We start from the raw sequence: 26903 nt of genomic DNA, 5'->3' as shown, positions 1-26903 counted from the left end.
CCTTTAGAAACTAGAAACGCAGCTAGAAACGCAGCAACGTCACAAGCAGCACGACCAGTCCCACGGCCGTAACCGAGACACTGACGGCCAGCTCACGATGGATCAGACCACTTTGCAGTGCGCGGGCGCGATCCCCCAAAGCCCGCACACCTGCCACCAGGGCGAAGATCAGGCCATCGATGCGGCGCTCGTCGGTGGCGCGCGCCAGCCGCGCCACCGCGAGCCCGGCCTGGCCGACATTGAGGACGGCTGCATACAGGCGACCTTCCAGCCACTCACACCCCCGGGCAACGGCCATTGCTGGCCTCCCGACCCAGACCGTAAGCCCGCCGCCAACGGCAAGTCCGCGTCGTGCCCACGGGTAGACCGGCCCTAGCAGGCGGGGAGCCGGCACGAGCCAGCCCAGGCCCAGCCCACTCGCGGCAGCAAGGAGCCCAAGCAGCACGGCCACTGTGCCTGCGGTGACGGCGGGCAGATCAAGAACTGCCTCGATGGGGCCGAAGGCCAGGCCGAGGGTAGTGGCAGGGACCACCAAACCCCAAATGCCCACGCGCATCCAGGCACTACCAGCAACCGGTCGGGTTTCGCCGGAGCCTCGCCACAGCAGGCGCAAGGCCCGGGCCATATAGCCGCCGGTCAGCAGGGTACCGGCCAGCGCCAGGGGGCCGAGCCAGGCGGCGCCCTGCGCAGACAGGGCGGCGGCGATTACCGCGTCCTTGGAGAAGAACCCGCTCAGTGGCGGAATACCGGCCAGTGCCAGCGCCGCCAACGCAAAGCCGGCAAAAGCCCAGGGTCTGGCGCGGCCAACGCCCTCCAACTGATCGAAACTGGTACCCCCGCGGGCATGCTGGAAGTCGCCGGCGGCAAGAAACAGGGTGCTCTTGATGGCGGCATGGGCGAGCAAATGCAACAGGGCAGCCAGCGGAACCCCGGCGCCGACCGCGACCAGCATCAGGCCATATTGACTGGCAGTGGAAGCCGCGAGCAGGCGTTTGAGATCACGTTCGGCAAGTGCAATGACCCCGGCTGCCACCGTGGTAACGCCACCGACAAGTCCAACGGCGAGCAGGACCTCGGGGCTCAGCAGCGGGGCCGAACGGATCAGCAGGATGGCGCCCGCCGCCACCAGCGTGGCCGAGTGCAGCAGCGCCGAGACCGGTGTCGGCCCCGCCATGGCACGCATGAGCCAGTCCTGCAAGGGGACCTGGGCAGACTTGCCCATGGCGGCCAGCAGCAACAAAAGCCCGGCGGCGGTCGATGCACTGCCGCCGGTCTCCAGGGAGGCGGCAATCTCGCTGGTACCGGCCGACCCGATAAGCATGAATACCGCAACGTAAAGCCCCAGATCGGCGCTACGGGTATAAAGGAAGGCGCGACCGGCGGCGTCTGCGGCCTCGGGCCGCTGGAACCAGAAGCCGATCAGCAGGTAACTGCACAAACCGATCAACTCCCAGGCCGCCAGCAGCAGAACCCAGTCGCCGGCCAGCACCAGCGCCTGCATGGCGGCCAGGAACAGGGACATCAAGGCGTAGAAGCGGCACAGGCCGGACTCCCGCTTCATATAACCGACTGCATGAATCAGCACGAACGTGCCCACGGTGGCCACCGCCACCGCCAGCAGCGCCGTCAGCGGTCCGGCGACCAGTCGAAGTGGCATTTCCGGCAGACCGGGCAGAAGCAGGGTTTCGGCCTGACCGCCGGCGACCCGGGCCAGGAGCCAGAGACTTCCTGCCAGGCTGAGCGTTGCGCCGGCCAGGGCCAGCGCAGGTCCGCCCCGACGCAGTATCAGCACGGCCAAGGCGGCGAGCAGGGGTGGCAGTACCGGCAGCACTACGGTACTCATCCTTTAAGGTCCCCCGCTTCTTCCATCTCTACCGAGCCCCTGGCCCGGAAGCGTGCGATCGCGACGCCGAAGCCGACCGCCATTTCAACCGCCATGACCGTCATTACCACCAGCGCGAACATCTGGCCGGAGTAGCTCTCGGGATGCAGAAAACGCCAGAAGGCAACCAGGTTCACCAGCGCGCCCGCGAGAATCAGTTCCACTCCCATCATGATCATGACCAGATTGGTCTGGGACAGCGCACCATAGACGCCGACGCCGAACAGGATCGCGCCGGTCACAAGCGCCAGGATCAGGATCAACGTCATTCCGAGGTCTCCTTGGTTTCCGTGCCGCCGTTACCGGACAAGGTATACACCGGTATCGCCACCGCCGTGGCCGCGATCATCGCGGTCAGGATAGTGATACCGGCGGTTTCGAAGATCAGCATAGAACGTCCCAGCAACTCAATGCCCAGCGCCCGTGTCTGCATCTCGGCATCCGGCGCCTCGACAGTCACCGGCCCCCAGTCGGCCAGAAGCGCGACCGCAATCGCTGCGCCGCCAGCAACCACCCCGGCGCTTATTGAAAAGCGCTTCTGGTGAGTCATCTCCATGCCGCCGAGCCCGCCTGGGTCCATCATGAACATCACCATGAAGATGGCCATGATGCTCATTTCCGTGGCCATCATCATAATCTGCAGCACGCCCAGGAATTCGGTCTGCATCGCCAGGAACATTAAGCCGACGGCCGTCTGCGAAAATAACAGCGCCAGCGCGGAACGCACCATGGATGATGTACGAAACACCACCACACCGAAGCCGATTGAGGCCAGCCCGAAAACAGCAACAAAAAATGCCTGAGCGTACATTATGGAACCACCAGAACCAGTAAACCGACAATAATGATATTGAGCAGTGCCAGGGGAATCCCCAGGGTCCAGCACCACCTCAACAGATCCGCCTCACGGATGCGCGGCAGGTAGCGACCGGCCAGGAGCATCGACACGGCCACGGCGAGGGTCTTGATCAGACTCCAGGCCCAGGGCGGCAGTAGCGGCCCGTGCCAGCCGCCGAGGTAAAACACCGTGATCGCGAAAGCCAGCGTAACCACCAGCGTCAGTCGAGCCAGGCGCAGTACCGCCAGGCGCACGCCAGTGTATTCGGCGTCCACGCCCCCGCCCAGCTCCCCCTCTGCGGTAGGCAGATCAAATGGCGAACGGAACGCCAGCGCCATGGAGGCAATGAAAAACAGCAAGAAACCAAGCGGTTGATAAATAATGTTCCACAAGCTGTCCTGGGAGCTGACAATCACGGTGTTTACCATGGATTCGGCGCGCATGGCCACCGCTGTGATGGGCATGACAATGAGCATGGCGTAGGCGATAAGCTGACCAAGGAATCGCCAGCCACCGATCATGGCATAGGCGCCGTTCGGGCCCCAACCGGCCATAATCAGGGCGACTAGCACATAAGCCAACGCCGCATTGATGAACAGGGCACCGGTGGCCAGATCCGCGATCACCAGGGTCGGTGCCAGCGGCAGAACCGCCACGCCAAGCACCGCGACAATCAGGAGCAGCACCGGCGCCGCCTCGAAAAAGACCCGGTCCGGCGTGCGCGGTACAATGGATTCACGACCGAGGTGCGCCAGGCCGCTGAGCAGAGGCGCAGCCGGACGCAGGCGGCCGGTTGTCGTCCAGCCCTCGACCACGGCGAGCAGCCAGACGCTGCCAAGCAACGCAAGCAACACGATGACAAAGTTCACGAGATCACCTCCCAGGGCGAAAGGTCAAGTGATCCGACCGCCACCAGTGCGTCGCCCAGCTCCCGGCCTTCGACAAGCTTTGCGACCAGGCCGATATGGTGACTACAGGCGGTGTCCAGCTTGTATGATTCCACCCGGCCATGCCCCAGTTTCAGACTCAGTTGAGCCAGGCCGCGCGGGGTTTCCACGGCTGCCTCACCGGTACCGGATACATGACCGATGTTTCGCAGGGCCGGCAGCTCCGGCTCCCCGGTCGCCTTGATGAAGTCGAGGCTCGCCGTGATTTCGGCCAGGCGTTGCCACAGGCGTGTCCAGGCATCTCCGGCTTCGTCGGCGGCAAGCGCCACCGGCCCACGCAGGTCAGAAGAACCCGCTGGCAGAACGCCGGTCCCCTTTAATCGCGCCTTGAGCAAAGGCGTTCGCCCGAGACGGTTAGCCAGTGCCTGTAGCGCCGGCTCCAACTCGGCATGCCGTTGCTGACTGGCGACCTGAATTTCCAGTTGCAGGGTTGAAGCACGATGTGTCAGCCAGGCGAAGCCGAGCTGACGCCCCAACTGGGCCAGCCAACCCAGATGACTGGCGATGCGCTCACGCTCAAGGGCGCTGGCCCGGGCCCGGGCGATCCCCGGATCATCCTCCAGCCCGGCCGCCCGCTCGATTGCCAGGCAGGCCAGCAGGCGGTAGCTCACAGGCGCCAGCGGCATGGCCGACGCCAGACGCTCGACAAAGGTCCCGGCATCCACCTCGTCACCTTCTGTGGCAATGCCCACCAGGGATGTGGCTTGCCCTTCAGTCACCCCGTCACCGTCGAGGGTCAGCGTCAACTTCAGTCCGCCAGGCAGGCCGGGGAAAACCGGACCGAACGGCACCTCGATCCAGTCCATCGCCAGCCCGTCGGCACTGCGGGGCAGGTCCTTGGTCACTTCAACCATGGACATGAACCCCATGGCACCGTGGTCGTGCCCCGCGTGGCCATGACCTCCGCTGTCGTGTCCCGCATGGTCATCACCTCCGCTGTCGTGTCCCGCATGGTCATCACTTCCGTGGTCGTGCCCCGTATGGTCGCTGCCTCCATGATCGTGACCGGAGTGATCATGTTCCGAGTGCCCGCCGGCCCCACCGTGGTGGTGCTGGTGATCATGGCCGTGATGATCCTGCTCGTGGTGCTCATGGCCATGGTGCTGTTTGTGATCATGATGATGGTCGTGATCATGGTGCTGTTCGTGACCGTGATGATGGTCGTGATCATGGTGCTGTTCGTGCCCGTGGTCCTGATGATCGTGGTGCTCATGGCCATGGTGATGGCCGTGCTCTGCGGTGGTTTCCCCGGCGCCCTCGTCTTCGCCGGCCTCGCGGGCTACCAGATCCATGCCACACTTGGGACAGCTGCCCGGCTCGTCCTGGACAACTTCCGGATGCATGGGGCAGACATACTCGATCCTGGCATGCAGGACAGAGGCGTCGAAATCCTCGGGTGAGACTGCAAAGGCGCCCTCAGCCAGTGCGCGCTTCAGCCAGTCAACCGCGTCGGTCAGTTCCTCTTGCGAAAGACCTGCGGAAACATCGGCGTTTGGTAAAGATGACGGTGCCGGTCCGCCCAGCACGAGGATGGCGCGCGGCCGCGGCATCTGCGCGTAGAGCACCGCCACGGCCTCGCTCATTTTCTCGGACAATGGCCCGACAACCAGGAGCACCCCTGCATCGCGAGGCGTCCCGGTGATGCGCAGGCCGGCCGCCATCACATCCAGACCATGCGCCAGGGCCACTTCCGGCCCCGGGACGATCAGGCAGCTCAGGTTGCGCGCGAGGGCCCGGGAGACCCACTTCTGCAGCATTGCGGACCGCTTCTGTCGCTGTCGCGCGCCCGTGATGGTCATTGCCGGATCAGAAGTCATTGCCGCCTCAGAGCCCCCTGGCTCCATCCATAGAGCAGGCCGAGAAAAAGAATGGCCAGAAACACGCCCATATCAAGCAAGGCAACCAGCCCTACTTCCTTGTACACGACCGCCCATGGGTACATGAACGCCATCTCCATATCAAAGGCCAGAAACAGCAGCGCGTAACCGTAGAAGCGTGCGTGATAGCGCCCCCACACCGGATCCCGCGACAGCACACCGGAGCTCGCCGGCACATCCTTACCCGGCTCCCGCCGTGCAGGCCCCATCGCGCGGGCAAGACCATACAGACTCAAGACGACACCAGCGGTGCCGATCACCAGGCCCAGCAGCAGGCTGTATTGTTCCAGAGCACTCATCCTGTATTCTCCAGCTCGTGCAACCATGCGTTTCCGGGGTGGCTCTGAGACAAGACTGCCTCCAGCCGACAACCCCACTGACACCCCAACAACCTTACATTACCAAAATAGTCTTGCGAAATCCGCCGCTTACCTTCGAGGGGTCGCCGCCGGACTCCGTCACTTCGGATCGCCCTGATCGGAGCGGTCGTGCGATGCATCCGCAAGCCGCCGCCACTGACTCCAGCGGGGAATGAACATGGGCACTTGCCGTTGATAGATGCGATAGGTGTCGCCGAACCGGGCGATCACCTGTTCTTCCTCACGATACGCCAGCCAGACGTAGACGAGCACGATCACCGGGAACAACCCGATCGAGAACAACGTTGGCCAGTGAACCACGCCCTCACCGAACAGGGCAATGAACAAGCCGGTGTACTGAGGATGTCGAACATAGGCATAAAGCCCATCGGTAACCAGTCTGTCTTCCTTGCGTGCCCGGTATACCTGGCGCCATCCCTGGATGAACAGGCCCACGCCGATGAACGCAATTGCGTAGCCAACCAGCATCGAGACGAGCATGCCGGTCTCGCCCAGACCAACCAGTGTGGACCAGAGGCTTGCACTGACGTACTCACTGTCGAGGCCGAAAAAACGCACCAACAGGTAAATGGTCAGCGGAAAGCCGTACATCTCCGCATACAGCGCGATGATAAAGGCCTGTACCGCCCCGGCGCCTGCCCACTCGCGCCAGTTCTTCGGCGCAAAATAGCGGTAAAAGAACCAGGATACCAGTACGATAACAATAATCGCGATGCCCCATGCCCCACTATGACTGATCGATTCATTCATCACTCAACTCCGAAATCCTTGCGGACGGTTGACATCACGTATGCGGCTCCCGGCCATGCCGGCACCAGACACAGCTGCAATCGACATGATTGCAGCTTATATCCCGTCGCTGGCTCCGCAAATGCAAACCCGCCAACGGCGCCAGCAGACGCCTGGCAAGTGTGGGCCGGTAGAGACGGCGCAAAAACTCGCGCGCATCCAGATGGTTTTCCTGGCGGCGCATGCACCAGCGATAACCGCGGTTACCCAGCAGCCCATAAAACGCGCGGTTCACCAACGCCGCCGCCATCGGACGCTCCAGGGATTCTCGCCAAAGCCGGTTGTAGTCGTCACCATGCAGCAGACTGCGTGCGGCCAGCACGCCGGAGGTGATGGCCGCGCGCATCCCGAAGCCCCACAGCGTATCCTGGAAACCGGCCTGCTCACCCGCTACCGGGTGCACCCCGGACAATGCGGTTACAGGGATACGGAAGTTTCCAACACCGCCGTGCGGCTGAGGATTCATCATCTCCATGCCGGCCAGCCTCTGAAACGCACTGACAGTTCGCTCCACATACTTTGCTTCATCCCTGAAACCAGTAAACATGCAACTCTTTACCGTTCCCTTGCCTCCCATTACCAAAAGGTAGGCATACCCTTTAGGGGCAAGGTTGTTATCACAAATTGCCCAGAAACCGTCCGGCATGGATGTATCGAAATGATAGCCGACCGCAATGGCATCGGCGGCCTTTGGGCCAGTCGCCAGGATGGCCGGGCCCCGGGCATGCCGCAGCCGGCTTTTGAAATGCACCTGCACGCCCAGTTCCCTGGCCTGTCTCAGCAACGCCGTGTCCAATGTGTCTGGCCCGGAGCCACGCTCCACCAGGTAGAACAGCGGCTCAATGCTCTCAATGGCGTACGGGGAATCCCAGGCATCAAAGGCGGTACCACGGCGGCATGGAACTCGCTTGAAGTCGGTGGTGATTCCGAGTTCCTGCAACACCGCCAGGGCATCCTGCTGCGTGCTCCAGTTCTCCAACCCCTGCAGGTCCCGTTTGAAGCGGTGCCCCACCTCGGCCCGGGCCTCATGCACGATAACTGGTCGCCCCGAGCGCGCCAGTGTGATGGCGGCTGCCAGCCCGGCCGGTCCGGCGCCGGCAATCTCGACCGCGCCATTTCTGTTGTCTGACATCATGGCTCCGATACCAGTCCCAGCCTCGTTGACGCCCATCATGTCCGCACCCGCCTTCCCCTCACCTTGTCACAAAGACATAAGACACAGCGATACCCGATCACTGGGCCTCCTTGAAGTCACGGATGTGCAGCAGGTCTTCCACCGGCAGCACGGCTATGATTCCGTCGCTGGCAAGCCCCTTGTGCACCGTTCGGGCAATGAGGTCAACGATCTCGTCTGCCTGCTCGGCTTCCGTGAATATCTCCACGCGAACGGAATCGGCCATGGTGTCCTTGGCATAGTAGTTTTTATATCGGCCACGGCCATGGGTTTTAGACACAGTCATACCGGAAAAACCAGCCGCGATCAGCGCATCCTCTACTTTCTTCAAGTCCAGACTGGAGAAGATCGCAGTCACTTTGCAAAACTTCGTATTCATTTCGCCTCCTCGTCAGTGAGCTGAAGAAGGATCGCTCCGGTTCTTCGGCTTGGAAGTGACAGTTAATCACCCACAACTGAACTGACACTGAAAATAGGGAACAATCTGAAAAAAGCCGGGGCTATATTGATTTAAGTCAAAGAAGCCTGGCCGCCGGTGAAAAAATGATGACACATTCCCCAGGCCCCTCTGACCCTCTGCTTACGGCTGTCAGGCCGCCCAGGCGAGACCCGCCACCCAGTCAATAAACGGCACCGGGTAAATACCCAGCAGCAGTATTGAGACGGCAACAATCAGAAGGGCGAGCTTCTCTACCCGACCCCGGCCGGCATCCGCCACCGCCTGCTGCATACCCGGTTCGCGCAGATACAGGGTGACGATCACCCTCAGGTAGTAGAACAGCCCGATAACGCTGCCGATAACGATCCCTCCAACAAGCCACCACCGGCTGCCTTCCACACCCAGGGCGATGATATAGAATTTACCGAAGAATCCGGCGGTCAGCGGAATGCCGGCCAGGGACAACATGCTCAGAGTCAATAATGCTGCCAGCCAGGGGCTGTGCCAGAACAGTCCCCTGTAATGGTGCAACCCGGAGGCATCCTCGCCACTGCCAGTGCCGGAGACATGCATAATCACGCCAAACGCCCCCATGGTGGCCACAATATAGGTGAACAGGTAAACCCCGGTGGTTTCCAACGCCAGGGGGCCACCTACTATAACGGCCACCAGCAGGTAGCCCATATGGGCGATGGAAGAGTAGCCCAGCAGGCGCTTCAGGTCAGGCTGGAACAGGGCCAGCAGGTTGCCACCGAACATGCTGAGAAGAGCCAGCAGGCTGATCAGGCCAAGGAGCCATCCACTGCCGAAGACCGGGGCCACCAGTACCAGCCGCAGCAATACCAGAAACACCGCCAGTTTGCTCACCGTGGCCAGCACAGTGGTCGCCGGCGCCAGACCTCCCTGGTATACGTCCGGTGTCCACTGGTGAAACGGTATGATGGACAACTTGAACCCCAGCCCCACCAGTAACAGTGCGGCGCCGCCCAGAATCCAGGGGTCCGGACTGCCAGCAACCCCCGCGGCGAGTGCCGTCAGCTCAAGGTGGCCGGTGCGGGCATAGATCAACGCCATGCCAAACAGCAGAAAGGCGGTGGCGGCGGCGGACAATATGAGGTATTTGATCCCCGCCTCCAGGGACCGTTCTGTCCGGAAACTGTACGCCACCATGCCGTACAAAGGCATCGACAGCAATTCAAGGCTGATGAACAGGGTGGCCAGGTGGTTGCTGGCCACAAGGCCCAGGGCACCTGTTACCGCGCAAAGCAACAACAGGTAAAACTCTTCCCGCGGCCCCCTGTAGCCGGCCAGGTAACCATGGCTCATGGCGGCGATAAACAGGCCGCTCACCAACACCAGCGCGCTGCCCATGAGGGCAAGGCCGTCAAAGATCATCAGCGGCGGCGAAGAGGGCGCGGCCGAGGCCAGCGGCAGGCTCGCCAGGGCCAGGGCCAGACCGCTGACAGTGACCGCCGCGGTACCACCGTGGTGGCGTCGCCAGGCGACGCCCAGCATTACCAGTACGGCTGTCGAGGCGACAATAAGCAGGGGCAGCAGCCCCACAAGATCGATCAGGGTCAGCATCAGTTCATCCCTCCTGCCCGGACCGGGCCCGCCATGAACAGGTCCGCCACCGGCCGGACCATTGACGCCGTGGTATCAAGCAGGGGTTGCGGATTCAGGCCCACTGCCAGGGTGAGTCCGATCAAGGCCAACATCATGCCGTACTCCCGCACATCCGGACCCGCGAGCAGGCCCGGTTGTTGTTCGCGACCGAAATGCACCCGCTGCATCATCAGCAGTGAATAGATCGCGCCAAGCACCAGCCCGGCGCTGGCGATGACCACCACCACCGGAGCGCTGCGGAAGGTACCGAACAGTACCATGAACTCGCCAAGGAAATTGGCCGTGGCGGGCATCCCCAGAGAGGCCGCCAGGAAAAACAAGGTCACGCCGGGCAACACCGGTATGCGGCCCCAGAGCCCGCCCATGCGACGCATATCCCGGGTATGAATGCGTTCAAAGAGCTGGCCACTGAGAATGAACAGAGCGGCACTGGAGAACGCATGGGCCACCATGAGTACGATTGCGCCCTGGATCGCCAGTTCGGATCCGGAATAAACGGCAATCAGCACGAACCCCATATGGGATATGCTGGCATAGGCAATCAGCCGCTTGATATCCTGCTGGCCGCAGGCCAGGACCGCGCCGTAAATAATACCCACGACCCCCAGCGCCATGGCCACCGGCGCAAAGGCCTGGGACTGTTCCGGAAACAACGGAATCGCAAAGCGCAGCATGCCGTAGGCGGCGGTTTTCAGCAGAATGCCCGCAAGGTCCACGCTGCCGGCAGTGGGCGCCTGGGCGTGCGCATCCGGCAGCCAGCCATGAAAAGGCACGACAGGCAGCTTCACCGCAAAGGCAATAAAAAACCCGAGCATAATCCAGAAGGACAGATTGTCGGGCACGTCGGCGTTCAACAGTGCGTCATAGCTGAAGGTTATCTCGCCGGAGCTGGTGTAATGCACGAACACCAGCGCAAGGATCGCCACCAGCATCAGCAGGCCGCTGGCCTGGGTGTAGATGAAGAAGCGGGTGGCGGCACGAATCCGGGTTTGCCCCGGGGAGCCGCTGTGCCCCCAGAGGGCAATCAGAAAATACATGGGTACCAGCATCACTTCCCAGAACAGGAAGAACAGGAGCAGGTCCAGCGCCAGAAACACACCCACCACGCCGCCCAGAACAAACAGCAGATTCAGATGAAAAAAGCCCACCCGCTCGACAATCTCTTTCCATGAGCAAAGTACCGCCAAGGCACCCAGAAAGCCGGTCAGCGCAATCAGGATCAGCGACAAGCCGTCCAGAGCCAGATGAATCTCGATGCCAAAACGAGGAATCCAGGGGACTCGCCACTCCAGCAGCCACGGTCTCTCGCCGGTGCCATAGGCGCTGAAATCACCGCCTGCCCAAAGCACGACGCTGACCGCCAGCACGAACAGCATGGTGGCCAGGGCAATCCAGCGCGGCGCCTGTTCGCCCCAACGCTCCGAGTGCCAGCACAGCATGCCACCGAGGAAGGGAATCAGAATCAGCCAGAACAGAATCATGCGCCACCTCCCTGAGTCATTACCAGGCCAACCAGTATCACCGTGGCACCGAATACCATCACTTTGGCGTAAGTCCGCAGCTGGCCGTCCTGGGACCGCACCAGGCCCGCATTGCACAGGCGGGCAATCACGGCCGGCAGGTTCATCCCCAGGTTAATAAAGTCGAAACGCAGCACGCGTACCAGGGCCTGCCAGGGCCGGACCAGTGTCCGGTCGAACAGGGCATCGAAGCCCCAGGCCCGGTTGAACAGGATCCAGAGCCGCGCCCCCAAGCCCCGACCGACCTTTGCGTCAAGCCACCGGCGCCGCGCCAGGAACAGCCAGCCAGCCAGAGCCAGGCCAGCAAGCACCGCTCCGGTCGCCAGGAACTGAAACAGGGTGTGGCCGGCGTTCGTGGCATCATCGGGGGGCGGCGGGAACACCACCTCAAGCCCCGGGTACAGCCAGGCACCAACGAAGGTGGAAAGCACGGCCAGGATTGCCAAAGGCAGGTGATGCCTGAGGGGACTGGTGCCCGGCCGGGGATGGCGTGCATGATCACTGCGGGGCTGGCCATGAAAAATGCCCAGGATCAGCCGCACCGTGTACAGGCCGGTTAGCACGGCTCCGGTCAGACCCGCCGCGAACAGTCCGTAGTGGCCCGAGGCCATGGCCTGCCAGAGAATCTCGTCCTTGCTGAAGAAGCCCGCGGTTACCAGCGGCAATGCCACCAGCGACGCGCCCCCCGCCAGGAAACCGGCATAGGCGACCGGCAGTTTGCGCCAGAGCCCACCCAGCCGGCTCAGATCCTGTTCATGGTGGCAACTGATGATAACGGCCCCAGCTGAAAGGAACAGCAATGCCTTGAAGAAGGCGTGGGTCATCAGGTGAAAAATGGCCGCGTCAAACGCCCCGACCCCCAGCGCCAGGAACATGTAGCCGATCTGGCTCATGGTGGAATAGGCCAGCACCCGCTTGATGTCGGTCTGGGCCAGGGCCGCGAAGGCCGCCAGCAACAGCGACAGGGCTCCGATGATGCCCACCAGCCACATCACATCCGGTGCCAGCAGGAACAGCCCGTTCAGGCGTGCAATCAGATAAACGCCGGCGGTCACCATGGTGGCCGCGTGGATCAGGGCCGACACCGGAGTGGGGCCTGCCATGGCATCCGGCAGCCAGGTGTGCAGCGGCACCTGTGCAGACTTGCCCAGGGCACCGCCAAGGACCAGCAAGGCCGCAAGATTGGCAGTGACACTCCCCTCGGCCCAGACCCGTGGTGCCTGCTCCAGCACCAATCCGATATCGAGGGTGCCGAGTTCCACGAAGATCAGGAACAGCCCCAGGGCAAGGAATACGTCACCTGTGCGGGTCACGATAAACGCCTTGAACGCCGCCCGCCCATTAGCTTCGTTCTGATAGTAGTAGCCGATAAGGCCGTAGCTGCAAAGGCCAACGCCTTCCCAACCGAGAAACAGCAACAGCAGGTTATCGGCCAGCACCAGCACCAGCATGCTGAACACAAACAGGTTCATCCAGGCATAGAAGCGGGTTATACCGGCCTCGCCCACCATGTACCAGACAGCGAACAGGTGAATCAGGAAACCCACGCCGGTGATGATCGACATCATGACCAGCGAGAGACGATCAACCACCACGCCCATGGTCGGCTGGAACTCGCCCACGGAAACCCAGGTCCAGAGCGTGAAGCCCTGGCTGTCGCCGGAGAAGGTCAGCAGGGCCCAGGCGGTGGCCAGCGCGGCCAGCCCCACGCTGCCCACGCCAATGGCCGCGCTGGCCCGCGGTCCCAGCCGCCCGCCGGAAAAGCCGAGAACAATGGCACCGGCCAGAGGTAACAGAAATGACAGTAAAGTCGCAGCCATCATCATCCACGCATCCTGCTGACTTCGTGCAGCTCAAGTGAACGGAAACGCTGGTAAAGCTGTATCATCAGCGCCAGGCCGACGCTGGCCTCGGCTGCCGCCAGGGTGATGACCAGCAGGAACATGGCCTGCCCGTCCGGCTGGTTCCAGGCGGTGCTGCCCACCACAAAGGCCAGCGCGGCGGCATTGAGCATGACTTCCAGGCTCATGAGAACGAACAGCATACTGCGCCTCAGCATCAACCCGGCCAACCCCAGGCTGAAAAGAATAACGGCCAGGATCAGGCCATGCTCCATCGGGATACCAGTCATCGGGTGCCTCCACGGTTGCGATTGCCCCGGGGTTTGTTGCGCCGGCCCACGTGGGACGCCGTCACCAGCGCCGCCAGCAGCAGAATGGCGGCCAGTTCCACCACTATCAGCCATGGGCCGAACAGGGTGAGGCCGATGTCCCGGGCGGTTATCAGCTCACCGTCAATGGTCATGCCTGCCTGCCCGTCGCCGATCAGCGCCACCAGCGCCACCAGCAACACCAGAGCCAGCAGCGACGGCCCGAGCCAGTAGCCCGGACGTTGCCACAGGGGATCCCGCTTGGCCTCCGGACGCAGGTTGAGCATCATCACCACGAACACGAACAGCACCATTATGGCGCCGGCATAGACGATAATCTCGAGAGCACCGGCAAAGGGCGCGCCCAGGGCGAAGAACACCAGGGCGACGGCAATCAGCGAAACAATCAGGTACACCACCGCATGCACCGGACTGGAGCCGCTGATAAGACCGACCGTGGCCAGCACCGCCACCAGGCCGCTAAGGTAGAATCCCAGTTCCATCAGTAGTTCCTTTTTTGGTCAGGGTAAAAGCGTACGGACATCCTCCGGGACCTCCTCGTTCTGTGCCTCACCTTTATCCTTGCCGGCGATAGCCATGCCGGCAACCTTGTAAAAGTGGTAGTCGTGGTCCTTGCCGGGGCCGTTGATCAGCAGATCTTCCTTCTCGTACACCAACTGCTGACGCTGGTACTCGCCCATCTCGAAATCCGGTGTCAACTGGATGGCGGAGGTGGGGCAGGCCTCTTCACACATGCCGCAGAAAATGCAACGGGAAAAGTTGATGCGGAAGAACTCCGGATACCAGCGGCCGTCGTCTTTTTCACCTTTCTGCAGGGAAATACAATCCACCGGGCAGGCCACCGCGCAAAGGTTGCACGCCACGCATCGTTCTTCGCCGTCCGGATCCCGGGTGAGTATGATGCGGCCCCGGTACCGAGGAGGCAGATAAACTTCCTCTTCCGGATAGTTCACGGTTTCCCGCTTGCGGAAGCCGTGCATGAATACCATCCACATGGTACGCAGCAGCGACCAACTGGCCGGTATCAGCCATAACACCGACAACACCTTGTTTTTACGCATCTTTCCTCCCTATGAACCGGTCAGTAGCAGCACCGCCCCGGTAGCCAGCAGATTGACCAGGGTCAGCGGCAGACACACCCGCCAACCAAAGCTCATCACCCGGTCATACCTGGGCCGTGGCAGCGATGCCCGGAGCAGGATAAACAGCATCAGGAAGAAGCTGGTCTTGAGGGCAAACCACACAATGGGTGGCAGCCAGGGGCCCTGCCAGCCGCCGAAAAACAATGTCACGATCAGCGCGGAAACCAGCACCATGCCCACGTATTCGCCAATGAAAAACATGCCGAACTTCATACCGGAGTACTCGACATGGTAACCATCCGCCAGTTCCTGTTCCGCCTCCGGCTGGTCGAAAGGGTGGCGGTGTGTCACCGCGATGCCGGCGATCAGAAACGTGACGAAACCCAGGAACTGGGGAATCACGAACCACAGGCCTTCCTGGGCCGCGACGATGTCGCGCAGGTTGAAGGAGCCGGCCATGGCCACCACACCCATGAGCGACAGCCCCATGAACACTTCGTAGGACAGGGTCTGGGCCGAGGCTCGCAACGCGCCGAGCAAGGCATACTTATTGCCACTGGCCCAGCCACCGATTAACACCGCGTAGACGTTGATGCCGGCCAGCGCGAGGAAGAACAGCAGCCCGATGTGCATGTCCGCCACCCCCCACCCCGGTGTTATGGGGATAATAACGAAAGACAGCAGCAGGGAAGCGAAGGCAAGGTTGGGTGCCAGCATAAACAGGGCGCGGCTGGCAAAGGGCGGAGTCCAGTCTTCCTTGAAAAAGATCTTCAGCATATCGGCAATCAGTTGAAGAGTGCCGAATGGCCCTACCCGGTTGGGACCATAACGATCCTGCCAGAGGCCCAGCAGCCGACGTTCGACCACGGTCAGTGCCGCTCCCACCACGACCACGGCAAGCAGGATCACCAGCGCCTGGAACATGGCCCAGAGAGTGGCTGCCAGTTGCGGAGTCCACCAGCTCATGACTCACCTCCCGTGGGTTTTCCTAAAGTGAGTGTCGCGCCCTGCCCCAGGCCGGGCAACAATCCCGCGGGCAGGCCAGCCCAGCCGGGGGGCCAGTCTTCCTGCTCCGATACCGTAATGGCCGGACCGCCAAACAGCATCAGGCTGTCGCCCTCGCGCACACCAAGCAGCGTCAGGCTGTCGCCGTCGCGCACGCCCAGCGCCTCGGCATCCGGGCGGGCCAGGATGACCACCGGCGCGGTCATCCGCTGCCGGACAGGTTCAGCCCGGGCAGACGTTTCCTCCCCCCCGAACACCCGTGGCAACACCAGCGCCCGCAGCCCGTTGCTGTCAGTGGCGCCGTCATCAAAGACCGGGTCGGGGTATTCGCGATGGCCGGGCTGAGGCCGAATCAATCTTACGCCCGGGTCCCCTCCGCGCAGGTGACCGCCCACTTCATCGGTGAACTTGTTCCACGCCTGCGGGGAATTCCAGCCCGGCGCCCAGGCGAAAGGTATCTGCTGCCGGGGCCGGTCAAATCCGCTGTAGCCTTCCATGGAGTAAGCGAAGGGTGTATCGGTATCCTGTGGCGGGCGGGGTTCATTTACATCGAGGTTGGCGCGCATGGCGGTGCGGCCGCTGTAACGCTGGGGCTCACGGGCCAGCCGCAGGCCCTCTATGCGATAATCGGGCCCGGGCGCGGCATCCACAATCCCGGCCAGGCCTGGATGGGCCCCGGCGCAGGCCCGGGTGGCCAGATCCAGGCTGATATCCCCGGGGGCTTCGCCCCGCAGCCCGGCGGCCAGGGTGTGTAACCAGCGCCAGCTCTCGTGAATTCGGGTCTCGGGGCGCAGGTAGGCCGGTTCGAACACCCGGAAGAAGCGCTGGGCCCGCCCTTCCAGATTTACCAGGGTTCCGCTCCCTTCCGCGAAACTGGCAGCAGGCAGGATGAAGTCCGCCCCCTCGGCGGTTCTCGTCCGCTGGTGGTCCAGCACCACGCGGGTGTTGGCACGGGCCAGGGCCTGCTCCACCCGGTCGGCGGGCAGGCGTTGATACAGGTCGTTCTCCAGCACCACCACCGCATCGGCCCGGCCCTCACTCAACTCATCCAGCGCCCAGTCCAGTGTCTGCCCCCCCATGAGCGACAGCCCGGTGCTGTTGGCCTCCCGCCGGATCAACACCAGCCCACCCTGCGCTGCCCGCCTGGACAGGGCCCGGGCAACCGCACCGGCGGCTTCCAGGATGGCCTCGCTGGCGAGGGAGCCGCCGCTGACAACCAGCGGCCGCGCCGCTTTTAACAGGCTGACGGCGATTTCTCCGGCCCGCTCCTGGCTGGCCGGGTCGAGGCCGTCCACCGGGGGCGCCGCCGGGTCGATGGCATGAGCCACCGCGAAACCGAGCCGGGCGATATCATCCGGCGCCAGGGCATGGCGGGCGACAGCGACACTGTCCAGCTCGGTGGGCGCTGGCCAGACAATGTGCAGCGGGTGGTACCGGTCCTGCCCCAGGGTCTTGACGGCCTCGGCATTCCAGGCCGGCACGCCGATCTGTTCAGCCAGTTCTTCCCGCCGTGACAGCACAGCCTGACGCAGATTCAGCCCCAGGCGCGCGGCGCTCTGGACCGGGTCCTCGCCCAGCACCAGAATGGCATCGTGGCGTTCTATTTCCCGGGGTGTCGGGGTGGGCAGTCCCGACGTTTCCTGCAGCCGGTTCATTATGGCCAGGCACGCCTGCTCCCGGGACTCTATCCCGGTGGAAAAGTTTTCCGGCCCCACCATGGCCAATAGCTGGTGATTGCTTTCCAGACTGGCCCGGGGCGATCCGATGCCGATGATGCGCCGGGCCTGACGCAGGGCGCCGGTGATACGCTCCAGGGCCGGATCCACCCCCAGCGTCACGGCCTCCTGCCCCGGCCGTTCGGTCCATTCCGGAACCCGCGGCCGGTCGGCGCGGTTGACGTATCCGTAACCAAACCGGCCGCGGTCACAGAGGAAGTGGCTGTTAACCTCACCGTGGTAGCGGTTTTCGATGCGGCGAATCTCGCCGTAGCGTTCCCCGGGGCTGATGTTGCAACCGACCGCGCACTGGTGGCAGATGCCGGGGGCATACTGCAGGTCCCACTTTCGGGTGTAGTGATCGGAATGACTCTGGTCGGTGAACACCCCAGTGGGGCAGACTTCGGTGAGGTTGCCGGAGAACGGGCTTTCCAGTGTGCCTTCGGCGTATCGTCCGAAGTAGATGTTGTCCCGGGCACCAAAGGCGCCCAGATCGGTGCCACCGGCGTAGTCATTGTAAAAGCGCACGCACCGGTAGCAGGTAATGCAGCGGTTCATTTCGTGGGCGATGAACGGCCCCAGGTACTGGTTGCGGCGAGTGCGCTTGTTGAACCGGTAGCGGCGGCGGTCATGGCCGGTCATTACCGTCATGTCCTGCAGGTGGCAATGGCCGCCCTCCTCGCACACCGGGCAGTCGTGGGGGTGATTGATCATCAGCCACTCCACCACACTGGCCCGGAAAGCCCGGGCTTCCTCGTCATCGATATCGATTCGGGTCTGGTCCGCCGCCGGGGTCATACAGGACATGACCAGAACGCCCTTGTTATCGTCCTTGTCCTTGTACTGGCGCACCGCGCACTGGCGACAGGCGCCGACACTTCCCATGGCCGGATGCCAGCAGAAGTAGGGAATATCCAGGCCCAGTGACAGGCAGGCCTGGAGCAGGTTGTGCGCCCCGTTGACCTCGTAGGTTTTTCCGTCCACGTGAATCGTCGCCATGCTTGCTTCTGCCTTCACCTAGAAAGTGCGATCACTGTTTGTTGAAAGTGACTGTTGAAACTAACGGTTGTTTGCCGGCGCGTCCGCTGCGACCCGGTTCGGAACGCCCCGGGTGTCGCCGCTTACCTTGCCAATGCCCTGCTCAAACTCCTGCCGGAAGTGCCGCAGCGCTGTTTCCAGCGGCATGGCGGCGCCAGGGGCAAGGGCGCAGAAGGTCAACCCCGGACCACAGTCCGCCGCCAACTTGTCGAGCAATTCGATGTCGCCGGCCTGCCCCTGTCCCTTTTCCAGGTCCCGGAGCAGTTTTACCACCCAGGGCAGACCATCACGGCACGGAGTGCACCAGCCGCAGGATTCCCGGGCGAAGAACTCCTCCAGGTTGCGCATCAGCGATACCATGCCCCGGTCCTCGGGGACCGCCATCATCAGGCCGGTGCCCAGCCGGCTGCCGACATTGGCGATAGAGTCAAAGTCCAGGGGCAGCTCCAGATGCTCCGGCAACAGGAAGCCGGTACTGGTGCCCCCGGGCAACCACGTCTTGAGCCGACGGCCTTGCTGCAGCCCCCCGGCCCGGTCGAGCAGCTCGGCCCCGGTGACGCCCATGGGCAGCTCCCAGAGGCCCGGCTCCGCAACCGGCCCCGACACGCCATAAAGCTTGGTGCCGCCGTCACCGGTACGGTTGCCGGACAGGTTCTGATACCAGTCAGCGCCATGGAGAATCACGGCGGGTATGTTGCACAGGGTCTCGACGTTGTTAACCACCGTGGGCCTGCCCCAGGCTCCGGACTGGCCGGGGAACGGCGGCTTGCCCCGGGGATTGGCGCGCTTCCCCTCCAGTGCATTGATCAGAGCCGTTTCCTCGCCGCAGATGTAGCGCCCCGCCCCCGTATGCACCGCGATGTCGAAATCGAACCCGCTGCCATCAATATCCGGCCCCAGCCAGCCGGCTTCGCGGGCCTCATCAATGGCCCGGTTCAGCACCCGGGCCGCCTCCACGTATTCACCCCGCAGAAAAATGTAGCCTTGCCGGGCGTTGTTGGCCCGGGCTCCGAGGATCATCCCCTCAATCAGCAGGTGGGGTTGCTGCTCCATCAGCAACCGGTCCTTGAAGGTGCCCGGTTCCATTTCATCCGCGTTGCAGATCAGGTAGCCCCGGGGCATGTCACCCCCCTGCAGCGTCAGGCTCCACTTGACGCCAGCGGAAAAACCGGCGCCGCCCCGGCCACGCACATTGGCGTCTTTCACCACGGTGATGATGCCCTGGGGGTCGCTCTCGGCCAATGCCCGGCGGACCGACTGATAACCATCCTTATCCAGATATTCGCCGAGCCAGACCACCTCGCCGTCGTCCCTCAGCCTCCAGGTCAGCGGATGGGTTTCGGGTTGACGCTCGGTACTGGATTGCCGTATCCGGCTGTGATAACGCAGCGGGTTGCCTTGACCTGAGGTGGATCCGCTCATTCGTAGCCCTCCAGTAGGTCGGACAGATCCTCCGGTGTGACCGGCCCGAAGGTTTCCCCGTCAATCATCAGCGCCGGGGCACCGTCACAGGCGCCGAGACAACACACGGGCAACAGGGTGAAGCGGCCATCGGCGGTGGTGGCGCCGTAGTCCACTCCCAGCTTCTCCACCAGGGCCTGTTTCAGCGTTTCATACCCGGTCAGGAAGCAGGAGCTGCTGTCGCAGACCAGGATCACATGGCGCCCTACCGGCTGGCGGAAAATAAGGCTGTAAAAGGTAGCCACGCCGTCTACCGCGGCGAATCCCAGGCCCAGCAACCGGCCAACGGCCAAGATGGCACCGTCGGGAACCCAGCCATGGCGGCGCTGGACGATTTTCAACGCCTCGATACAAGCGGCCTGGGGCTGCTCGTAGTGTTCCTTTTCCCGGAGAATCGCGGCTTCGTCGTCTGGGTGCAGTTCAAAACGGTCACTGCCGATCAGTTCGGTTGTGTGCGGGGTTGTTGCCATCATCAGCGATCCACGTCTGCCATTACGAAATCGATACTGCCCAGGTGGGCGATCATGTCCGGCACGAAGCCTCCGCGCATCAAGGACGGTATCTGCTGCAGGTGCGGAAAGCTCGGGGTCCGGATGCGGGTTCGGTAGCTCATGTTATTGCCGTCGCTGGTCAGGTAGTAACTGTTAATGCCCTTGGTGGCCTCCACCATTTGCAGGGATTCGCCGGGTTTCAGAACCGGTCCCCAGGACACCTGCAGAAAGTGGGTGATCAGCGTTTCGATGTGCTGCAACATCCGCTCCCTGGGTGGCGGGGTGGTCAACGGATGGTCCGCCTTGTAGTCGCCCGCGGGCATGTGATCGACGCATTGCTGGATAATGCGCAGGCTCTGCCGCATTTCCTCAATACGCAGCTGGCCCCGGTCAAAAACGTCTCCATGCTGCCCCAGAGGCACCTCGAAGTCGAAATTCTCATAGCCGGAATAGGGCCGCTGCTTACGCAGATCAAAGTTGCAGCCGGTGGCCCGCAGGTTGGGACCGGTCACGCCCCATTCCAGGGCCTCGGCGGTGGTGAAAGCAGCCACATGCCGGGTCCGCTCCCGCACCAGGGCATTTTTCATCATGGCCAGCTCATATTCCCGCAGCCGCGGCGGCATCCAGTCAAGGAACTCCTGCACCAGCTGCTGCCAGCCCACGGGCAGGTCCTGGGCAAGGCCGCCGATCCGGTACCAGGCCGGATGCATGCGAAAACCGGTGATACCCTCAATCACCTTGTAGGCCCGCTGACGGTCAGTGAAGCTGTAGAACACCGGCGACATGGCGCCCAGATCCTGCAGGTAGGTCCCCAGGAACAGCAAATGGCTGCTAATACGGAACATCTCCGCCATCATCACCCGGACCGTCTTGACCCGGTCGGGCACCTCGATACCCGCCAGTTTCTCAACCGCAAGGACATAGGGAAGGTTGTTCATTACGCCGCCGGTGTAGTCGATGCGGTCGGTATAGGGAATGAAGCTGTGCCAGGTCTGGCGCTCGGCCATTTTTTCCGCGCCCCGGTGGTGATAGCCAATATCCGGCACGCAGTCGATAATCTCTTCGCCGTCCAGTTGAAGAACGATCCGGAAGGCACCGTGGGCAGAGGGATGATTGGGGCCCAGATTGAGGAACATGAACTCGCTGCCGTCCCGCTCACGCTGCATGCCCCAGGCTTCCGGTTCGAATTTCAGCGCCTCCTGCTCGACCTTCTGGCCTTCCACCGTCAGGGTGTAGGGGTCGAATTCCGTGGCCCGCGCGGGATAGTCCTTGCGTAATGGGTGGCCATGCCAGGTGGGCGGCATGAGCAGCCGTTGCAGATGGGGATGGCCGGTTGCGGTAATGCCGAACAGATCCCAGATTTCCCGCTCATACCAGTTGGCATTGGCAAACACCCGGGTCACGCTTGGCAGGTTCGGGTCGCTACCGGTCAGCGCCACCTTGATGATCAGGTCTTCATTACGATCCACCGACAACAGATGGTAGAAGACCGTGAAATCCGCGGCTGGTAGCCCGTCACGGTGGGCACGGAGCCGCTCGTCCACGGCCGAGAGATCGTAAAGCATGGAAAAAGACGCCGGCTGCGCCTTCAGGTGGCGCAGTATCTCCACTATCCGCTCACGTCGCACCCACAGCACCGGAAGCCCGGTCAGGGTGGGCTGAACGTGCTCGATGTGTTCCCGGAATCCGTCCAGAAGCCCGAGGGCCCGGTCAATGCCGGACTGGGCCGGTGCATGCGTATCGAGAGCGTCTGTGGTCATGATGCGGACTAATCTCCTGTCACGGTTGGACGAATCGGGAATCGACGCTCAGAGCTTGTCCGGCGTCCTCAGTTCGGTGGCCTCGATTCGCTGGCTCCGTTTCTGCTCCCGCTGGGACGCCATCTCGGCCCGGTAGACTCCCTGGTCACCCACGACCCAGGACAGCGGCCGCCGCTCCTCCTGAATCGAGTCCTGCAACAGGCGAAGCGCCTGCAGAAACGCCTCGGGCCGCGGCGGACAGCCGGCCACGTAGACATCCACGGGCAAGAACTTGTCAACCCCCTGAACCACCGAATAGATGTCGTACATACCGCCGGAGTTGGCGCAGGAACCCATGGAAATGACCCACTTGGGTTCCAGCATCTGATCGTAGAGCTGCTGGATGACCGGCGCCATTTTGATGAAACAGGTGCCCGCTATCACCATAAAGTCGGCCTGCCTCGGCGAGGCGCGGATCACCTCCGCCCCGAAGCGCGCAATGTCATGGGGCGAGGTAAATGCGGTGGTCATTTCCACGTAGCAGCAGGACAGGCCGAAGTTATAGGGCCACAAGGAGTTCTTGCGCCCCCAGTTCACCGCCGAGTTGAGGACGTCACTCAGCTTGCCGGTGAATACGTTGCGTTCAAGCTGGCTTTTGACGTACTCCTCCGATGACTGCCGGCGCCCCATCGGGTAACGGTCACTGGATTCCGGCTCTTCCTCGGCCCGTGTCAGTCTGTAAGGCATGGCTGGTCTCCATAAAGGTTTGCTGACGGTGATCAAGGTCCGGGCAACGTCGCCCGGGGACTCAGTGGCTCAGTTCTCCCTGTATCCCTGAGAGCCCTCGGGAGCCCACTCCAAAGCCCCTGAGCGACTGTCGTAGAGCAGGCCGGCAAGCAATATCAGTATAAAAACCGCCGCGCCCCAGAACCCGCTCCAGCCCGTTTCCGGAATCACAACCGCCCAGGCAAACAGAAACACCGCCTCAATATCGAAGATCACAAAGAGCATCGCGACCAGATAAAACTTGACGGAAAACCGCTGGCGGGCGTCACCGACACCGACAATACCGGACTCAAACGGGATGGTTTTGCTGACGCCGTGGCTGCGCCCGCCAAGCAAGCTGGAAACGCCTGCCATGAAGGCACATAAGCCGAGGGCAGCGATCACAAAAAAACCGGTTGCCCAATAGTTGACCAGCAACTCATTGACCGTGTCCGACATACCCCCTCCTGTTCTGAATCATCACCCTATCCACCCCGCCTGAAATGGAACTGAATTGCCCGGGGAAACCACTCACAATGGTTGATCCAGGTCAAATTCGCAGCTCTGTTTCGTAACTATGAAGACAGGATTCCAATAACAACCCTCTTCATCCCTCGCCGAATTTCCCGGACAGACGCAAACCAACCGACCAGCGCCCTGGGTGCCACCCGGTTCCCGGAGTGCCCGGGCCTGGCGTGGACCTAACCACTGCCTCTGACCAGTAAAGCTGACAGACCGGCTTCCGGCAAGTCGCCGCCCGCCGCCGGGCGAGGTTCACTGCCGGGCACCAAGAGCCGTTGACATCATCAACCGCTGGAGACCGACCTTCCGCGGACACAAAAAAACCGGGCGGCGGAGGCGCGTCCCGGTTCTTTTTTTGGGGTACCCAAGTTCAGGGCCTGCAAGCGCCCTATCTGACCGGCGCGTTCAGAACCTCGAGCACGTCTTCCAGCTCGGTGATCATCTGGCGGATCAGCTGCCTGTACTGGGAGGTGTCGTCTTTTATCTCGTGGCTGCTCAGCTTCTGCTTGGCACCACCAATGGTATACCCCTGATCATAGAGCAGGCTGCGAATCTGGCGGATGGTGATCACGTCCGCCCGCTGATAGTAACGTCGGTTGCCCCGACGCTTGACCGGCGACAGTTGGGGAAATTCCTGTTCCCAATAACGCAGGACGTGTGCCTTGACCGCGCACAGCTCCGCCACTTCACCAATCGTGAAATAACGCTTTCCCGGAATTGCGGGAAGCTCGTTGTTATGACTGGGTTCCAGCATACGCTTCTACTTTTTGCTTTAGTTTTTGCCCGGGGCGAAAGGTCACAACACGCCGTGCACTGATCGGAATCTCCTCGCCGGTTTTCGGATTCCGTCCCGGCCGCTGTTTCTTGTCCCGCAGATCGAAGTTACCAAAACCCGACAACTTCACCTGCTCATTGTGACTGAGCGCGCCTCTGATCTCATCGAAAAAAGCTTCCACCATCTCCTTGGCTTCGCGTTTGTTCAGGCCCAATTCCTCATACAACCGCTCCGCCATTTCCGCTTTCGTCAAAGCCGCCATGTCTCAACTCCTCAGTGTCGCCCCCAGCTCTTCTTTCAATGCGTCGATCACACCGTTGAAGAGCGAATGCACTTCATCCTCGTTCAACGTACGCTCGGGATGCTGCCAGAACAGGCTCAGTGCCAGGCTTCGGTTATCCTCACCCAGGCTCTCACCTTCGTAGACATCGAACGCACGTAACGCTGTCAGGCGCTCACCGGCATGCTTTTTGGCCACACGCTCCACATCCGCAAACGCCACATCGCTCCCGATAATAATAGCCAAATCCCGACGAACTTCCGGGAATTTTGAAATTTCTTTGAAATTAGGCACATATCCGGTTACGACCGAATTCAAGAATAGCTCAAACATCAGGATCGTGCCATTAAGTTCAAGATTTTTCTGAACTTGTGGATGCAACGTGCCTAGCCAGCCGACATGTTCGCCGTCCCGCAGCAGCTCCGCAGTCTGTCCAGGGTGCAGGGCAGGATGCTGACTGCCGACAAAATGAATTTCGATGCCCAGCAAACGGAACAGACTCTCCAAATCCCCTTTTACATCAAAGAAATCTGCATTTCTGCGACCGTTGACCCAGTTTTCAGGATACTGGTTTCCAACAACTACACCCGCAAGCATGGGCTGCTGATCAATATGTTCGCCTTCCTTAAGGAAGCGAAGGCCCGTCTCAAACAGGCGAATACGGGACTGCTGACGGTTCTGGTTATAGGCCACCGTTTTCAGCAGGCCACTCCAGAGGCTGGTGCGCATTACCGAGAGATCGGAGGAAATCGGATTCGCCAGAGCGATACCCTCGCGCTCAGGGTCAACCAGTTGCTGTACCTTCGGATCCACAAAGCTGTAGGTCACCGCTTCCTGGTAGCCATGGTCCACAAAGAAGTTGCGAATGGCCGATACCGGGCGGACAGCCTCTCTCTCCGGGCGCAGCCCAAGGGAACCCGTAGGCTCGGTCACAGGCAGGTTGTTGTAGCCGTAGATCCGCCCCACTTCTTCGATCAGGTCTTCTTCGATTGAGATGTCCGGACGGAAGCTGGGCACACTAACCCTCCACCCGTCTTTCAGCAGCTTCTCTACCCTAAGCCCGAGCCGGGCCAGGATTTCCTCGACCGTGGTGCGGTAAATTTCCATACCCAGAACGTCATTGAGGCGCCGGGCCCGGAGGTCGACTACACGATCCTCGGGAATATCCTCATCGCTGACTACCTCGACAATTTCGCCCGGCTCACCGCCGACGACGTCCATCAGCAGGCGGGTTGCACGCTCCATGGCTTCACGAGCCAGCTTGTAATCCACACCGCGCTCGAAGCGGTGAGAGGCATCGGTATGCAAGCCATAATGACGTGCCTTGCCGGCCAGGATAATGGGGTCGAAGTAGGCCGACTCCAGAACCAGATCCCGGGTTTTCAGACCGACACCGGAATGTTCGCCGCCCATAACGCCGGCAATGGCGATTGGCTTTTCATGATCAGCAATCACCAGTGTGCCCCGGGTCAGCTCCACTTCCTGGCCGTCGAGCAGCACCAGTTTCTCACCGACCCGGGCCATACGCACAACGATGCCACCACGAATCTCATCACGGTCAAACGCGTGCATAGGCTGACCGAGCTCCAGCATCACGTAGTTGGTTACATCCACAGCCGCATCGATGGAACGAATGCCGGAACGGCGCAGCTTCTCTTGCATCCACAGCGGCGACTCAGCCTGCAGGTTCACATTACGAAGAATCCGGCCGAGATAGCGCGGGCAACCGGCCGGCGCCTCGACACGTATATCCGGGACTTCTGAGTGCACAGCTTCGACCGGCTCAATGGCCGGGGCCTCTACCAGCACGCTATTGAGCACCCCCACTTCCCGGGCAATGCCTTTGATAGAAAGGCAGTCGGCCCGGTTGGGGGTCAGATCCACATCGATGGTTACATCGTTCAGCCTGAGATAATCCGCGACATCCTGGCCAACCGGCGCATCGGCCGGCAACTCCATCAGTCCGTCATGATTCTCGGACAGCCCCAGCTCCGACCCGGAGCACAGCATACCTTCTGAAGGCTGACCACGGAGCCTGGCTTTCTTGATCCTGAAATCACCGGGCAGAACCGCACCAACCACAGCAAACGGTACCTTGAGACCTTCCCGAACATTGGCGGCACCGCAAACCACCTGCACGGTATTTTTTCCATCACTGACCTGGCAGACCCGGAGTTTGTCCGCATCCGGATGGGGCTGCACAGACTGAACCTCACCGACAACTACACCGCTAAACTGGCCCGCCACCGGTTCAAAACCGTCCACTTCCAGACCCGCCATGGTGATCTGGTCCATCAATTCCTGGGTACCGATTTGCGGATTAACCCACTCGCGTAGCCACTGTTCACTGAATTTCATGGTTATTGCCTTGTCCTGATGCGGTTATGC

25 protein-coding genes are annotated in these 26903 nt (G+C 61.8%); all 25 read right to left on the bottom strand.

Annotated features, from left to right (window positions below; all coding sequences use genetic code 11):
* Window positions 1-22: 22 nt before the first annotated feature.
* Complete coding sequence (locus tag D0851_RS18985; RefSeq protein WP_117620022.1) at window positions 23-1843, bottom strand: NADH-quinone oxidoreductase subunit L; 1821 nt, start codon at window positions 1841-1843, stop codon at window positions 23-25.
* Entirely contained in the window at window positions 1840-2151 is a 312-nt protein-coding gene (nuoK, locus tag D0851_RS18980) for an NADH-quinone oxidoreductase subunit NuoK (RefSeq protein ID WP_008169448.1), read from the bottom strand. The genes D0851_RS18985 and nuoK (D0851_RS18980) overlap by 4 nt, the downstream gene beginning before the upstream one ends.
* Complete coding sequence (locus D0851_RS18975; protein WP_117620021.1) at window positions 2148-2693, bottom strand: NADH-quinone oxidoreductase subunit J; 546 nt, start codon at window positions 2691-2693, stop codon at window positions 2148-2150. Before D0851_RS18975 ends, nuoK (D0851_RS18980) begins: the two co-directional genes overlap by 4 nt.
* Window positions 2693-3589: a complex I subunit 1/NuoH family protein gene (locus tag D0851_RS18970; RefSeq protein WP_117620020.1), complete on the bottom strand. Its 897-nt coding sequence runs from the start codon at window positions 3587-3589 to the stop codon at window positions 2693-2695. The genes D0851_RS18975 and D0851_RS18970 overlap by 1 nt, the downstream gene beginning before the upstream one ends.
* Complete coding sequence (locus D0851_RS20685) at window positions 3586-5484, bottom strand: heavy metal-binding domain-containing protein (RefSeq protein WP_227539360.1); 1899 nt, start codon at window positions 5482-5484, stop codon at window positions 3586-3588. The genes D0851_RS18970 and D0851_RS20685 overlap by 4 nt, the downstream gene beginning before the upstream one ends.
* Window positions 5481-5843 carry an NADH-quinone oxidoreductase subunit A gene (locus tag D0851_RS18955; RefSeq protein ID WP_117620019.1) on the bottom strand — a complete coding sequence of 121 codons (363 nt, stop codon included), beginning with the start codon at window positions 5841-5843 and terminating at the stop codon, window positions 5481-5483. The genes D0851_RS20685 and D0851_RS18955 overlap by 4 nt, the downstream gene beginning before the upstream one ends.
* 159 nt (window positions 5844-6002) lie before the next feature.
* The gene (locus tag D0851_RS18950; protein WP_117620018.1) at window positions 6003-6674 is read right to left on the bottom strand and encodes a methyltransferase family protein; all 672 of its coding nucleotides are present in this window, start codon (window positions 6672-6674) and stop codon (window positions 6003-6005) included.
* Window positions 6675-6708: 34 nt separating this feature from the next.
* On the bottom strand, window positions 6709-7845 hold the full coding sequence (locus tag D0851_RS18945) for an NAD(P)/FAD-dependent oxidoreductase (protein WP_162893778.1): 1137 nt from the start codon (window positions 7843-7845) through the stop codon (window positions 6709-6711).
* Between the two features lie 100 nt (window positions 7846-7945).
* Window positions 7946-8266 carry a P-II family nitrogen regulator gene (locus D0851_RS18940; RefSeq protein ID WP_092031077.1) on the bottom strand — a complete coding sequence of 107 codons (321 nt, stop codon included), beginning with the start codon at window positions 8264-8266 and terminating at the stop codon, window positions 7946-7948.
* Window positions 8267-8476: 210 nt separating this feature from the next.
* A complete protein-coding gene (gene nuoN / locus D0851_RS18935) occupies window positions 8477-9913 on the bottom strand; it encodes an NADH-quinone oxidoreductase subunit NuoN (protein ID WP_413773558.1) in 1437 nt (478 codons plus the stop codon).
* Window positions 9910-11433 (bottom strand): NADH-quinone oxidoreductase subunit M, encoded by a 1524-nt coding sequence (gene nuoM, locus D0851_RS18930; protein ID WP_092031080.1) that lies wholly within the window; start codon window positions 11431-11433, stop codon window positions 9910-9912. Before nuoM ends, nuoN begins: the two co-directional genes overlap by 4 nt.
* Window positions 11430-13298: an NADH-quinone oxidoreductase subunit L gene (gene nuoL, locus D0851_RS18925; RefSeq protein ID WP_008169468.1), complete on the bottom strand. Its 1869-nt coding sequence runs from the start codon at window positions 13296-13298 to the stop codon at window positions 11430-11432. The genes nuoM and nuoL overlap by 4 nt, the downstream gene beginning before the upstream one ends.
* Window positions 13295-13603 carry an NADH-quinone oxidoreductase subunit NuoK gene (gene nuoK / locus D0851_RS18920; protein WP_008169467.1) on the bottom strand — a complete coding sequence of 103 codons (309 nt, stop codon included), beginning with the start codon at window positions 13601-13603 and terminating at the stop codon, window positions 13295-13297. The genes nuoL and nuoK (D0851_RS18920) overlap by 4 nt, the downstream gene beginning before the upstream one ends.
* Window positions 13600-14124, bottom strand: coding sequence for an NADH-quinone oxidoreductase subunit J (nuoJ, locus tag D0851_RS18915; RefSeq protein ID WP_117620015.1), 525 nt, complete (start codon window positions 14122-14124; stop codon window positions 13600-13602). Before nuoJ ends, nuoK (D0851_RS18920) begins: the two co-directional genes overlap by 4 nt.
* Window positions 14125-14142: 18 nt before the next feature.
* Window positions 14143-14703, bottom strand: a complete 561-nt coding sequence (gene nuoI / locus D0851_RS18910; protein WP_039881756.1) for an NADH-quinone oxidoreductase subunit NuoI — start codon at window positions 14701-14703, stop codon at window positions 14143-14145.
* A 9-nt stretch (window positions 14704-14712) separates the two neighbouring features.
* Entirely contained in the window at window positions 14713-15690 is a 978-nt protein-coding gene (gene nuoH, locus D0851_RS18905) for an NADH-quinone oxidoreductase subunit NuoH (protein WP_008169464.1), read from the bottom strand.
* A complete protein-coding gene (gene nuoG / locus D0851_RS18900; RefSeq protein ID WP_117620014.1) occupies window positions 15687-18443 on the bottom strand; it encodes an NADH-quinone oxidoreductase subunit NuoG in 2757 nt (918 codons plus the stop codon). Before nuoG ends, nuoH begins: the two co-directional genes overlap by 4 nt.
* Window positions 18444-18503: 60 nt before the next feature.
* Window positions 18504-19904, bottom strand: coding sequence for an NADH-quinone oxidoreductase subunit NuoF (gene nuoF / locus D0851_RS18895; protein ID WP_117620013.1), 1401 nt, complete (start codon window positions 19902-19904; stop codon window positions 18504-18506).
* A complete protein-coding gene (nuoE, locus tag D0851_RS18890) occupies window positions 19901-20416 on the bottom strand; it encodes an NADH-quinone oxidoreductase subunit NuoE (RefSeq protein WP_117620012.1) in 516 nt (171 codons plus the stop codon). Before nuoE ends, nuoF begins: the two co-directional genes overlap by 4 nt.
* Entirely contained in the window at window positions 20416-22194 is a 1779-nt protein-coding gene (gene nuoC / locus D0851_RS18885; RefSeq protein WP_117620011.1) for an NADH-quinone oxidoreductase subunit C/D, read from the bottom strand. The genes nuoE and nuoC overlap by 1 nt, the downstream gene beginning before the upstream one ends.
* A gap of 48 nt (window positions 22195-22242) precedes the next feature.
* Window positions 22243-22920, bottom strand: a complete 678-nt coding sequence (locus D0851_RS18880) for an NADH-quinone oxidoreductase subunit B (RefSeq protein ID WP_117620010.1) — start codon at window positions 22918-22920, stop codon at window positions 22243-22245.
* Window positions 22921-22989: 69 nt separating this feature from the next.
* Window positions 22990-23397 (bottom strand): NADH-quinone oxidoreductase subunit A, encoded by a 408-nt coding sequence (gene ndhC, locus D0851_RS18875; RefSeq protein WP_117620009.1) that lies wholly within the window; start codon window positions 23395-23397, stop codon window positions 22990-22992.
* A gap of 451 nt (window positions 23398-23848) precedes the next feature.
* A complete protein-coding gene (locus D0851_RS18870; RefSeq protein ID WP_117620008.1) occupies window positions 23849-24214 on the bottom strand; it encodes a MerR family transcriptional regulator in 366 nt (121 codons plus the stop codon).
* A complete protein-coding gene (ihfA, locus tag D0851_RS18865) occupies window positions 24195-24497 on the bottom strand; it encodes an integration host factor subunit alpha (protein ID WP_007151838.1) in 303 nt (100 codons plus the stop codon). The genes D0851_RS18870 and ihfA overlap by 20 nt, the downstream gene beginning before the upstream one ends.
* Before the next feature lie 3 nt (window positions 24498-24500).
* Window positions 24501-26873, bottom strand: coding sequence for a phenylalanine--tRNA ligase subunit beta (gene pheT / locus D0851_RS18860; RefSeq protein WP_117620007.1), 2373 nt, complete (start codon window positions 26871-26873; stop codon window positions 24501-24503).
* Window positions 26874-26903 lie beyond the last annotated feature (30 nt).

Origin of the sequence: Marinobacter sp. Arc7-DN-1 (genome assembly GCF_003441595.1) — a bacterium.
Lineage (GTDB): Bacteria > Pseudomonadota > Gammaproteobacteria > Pseudomonadales > Oleiphilaceae > Marinobacter > Marinobacter metalliresistant.
Note: the sequence above shows the minus strand (reverse complement) of the source record. Positions and strands in the feature narration are given on the sequence as shown.

Coding starts and splice junctions, on each gene's coding strand:
- D0851_RS18880 (WP_117620010.1), bottom strand. CDS start 22,920: ATGCCTTACAGACTGACACGGGCCGAGGAAGAGCCGGAATCCAGTGAC.
- D0851_RS18955 (WP_117620019.1), bottom strand. CDS start 5,843: ATGAGTGCTCTGGAACAATACAGCCTGCTGCTGGGCCTGGTGATCGGC.
- ndhC (WP_117620009.1), bottom strand. CDS start 23,397: ATGTCGGACACGGTCAATGAGTTGCTGGTCAACTATTGGGCAACCGGT.
- D0851_RS18975 (WP_117620021.1), bottom strand. CDS start 2,693: ATGTACGCTCAGGCATTTTTTGTTGCTGTTTTCGGGCTGGCCTCAATC.
- nuoG (WP_117620014.1), bottom strand. CDS start 18,443: ATGGCGACGATTCACGTGGACGGAAAAACCTACGAGGTCAACGGGGCG.
- D0851_RS18945 (WP_162893778.1), bottom strand. CDS start 7,845: ATGTCAGACAACAGAAATGGCGCGGTCGAGATTGCCGGCGCCGGACCG.
- nuoF (WP_117620013.1), bottom strand. CDS start 19,904: ATGAGCGGATCCACCTCAGGTCAAGGCAACCCGCTGCGTTATCACAGC.
- nuoE (WP_117620012.1), bottom strand. CDS start 20,416: ATGATGGCAACAACCCCGCACACAACCGAACTGATCGGCAGTGACCGT.
- nuoK (WP_008169448.1), bottom strand. CDS start 2,151: ATGACGTTGATCCTGATCCTGGCGCTTGTGACCGGCGCGATCCTGTTC.
- D0851_RS20685 (WP_227539360.1), bottom strand. CDS start 5,484: ATGACTTCTGATCCGGCAATGACCATCACGGGCGCGCGACAGCGACAG.
- nuoM (WP_092031080.1), bottom strand. CDS start 11,433: ATGATTCTGTTCTGGCTGATTCTGATTCCCTTCCTCGGTGGCATGCTG.
- pheT (WP_117620007.1), bottom strand. CDS start 26,873: ATGAAATTCAGTGAACAGTGGCTACGCGAGTGGGTTAATCCGCAAATC.
- nuoI (WP_039881756.1), bottom strand. CDS start 14,703: ATGCGTAAAAACAAGGTGTTGTCGGTGTTATGGCTGATACCGGCCAGT.
- D0851_RS18940 (WP_092031077.1), bottom strand. CDS start 8,266: ATGAATACGAAGTTTTGCAAAGTGACTGCGATCTTCTCCAGTCTGGAC.
- D0851_RS18985 (WP_117620022.1), bottom strand. CDS start 1,843: ATGAGTACCGTAGTGCTGCCGGTACTGCCACCCCTGCTCGCCGCCTTG.
- nuoC (WP_117620011.1), bottom strand. CDS start 22,194: ATGACCACAGACGCTCTCGATACGCATGCACCGGCCCAGTCCGGCATT.
- D0851_RS18950 (WP_117620018.1), bottom strand. CDS start 6,674: ATGAATGAATCGATCAGTCATAGTGGGGCATGGGGCATCGCGATTATT.
- ihfA (WP_007151838.1), bottom strand. CDS start 24,497: ATGGCGGCTTTGACGAAAGCGGAAATGGCGGAGCGGTTGTATGAGGAA.
- D0851_RS18870 (WP_117620008.1), bottom strand. CDS start 24,214: ATGCTGGAACCCAGTCATAACAACGAGCTTCCCGCAATTCCGGGAAAG.
- nuoK (WP_008169467.1), bottom strand. CDS start 13,603: ATGACTGGTATCCCGATGGAGCATGGCCTGATCCTGGCCGTTATTCTT.
- nuoL (WP_008169468.1), bottom strand. CDS start 13,298: ATGATGATGGCTGCGACTTTACTGTCATTTCTGTTACCTCTGGCCGGT.
- nuoH (WP_008169464.1), bottom strand. CDS start 15,690: ATGAGCTGGTGGACTCCGCAACTGGCAGCCACTCTCTGGGCCATGTTC.
- nuoJ (WP_117620015.1), bottom strand. CDS start 14,124: ATGGAACTGGGATTCTACCTTAGCGGCCTGGTGGCGGTGCTGGCCACG.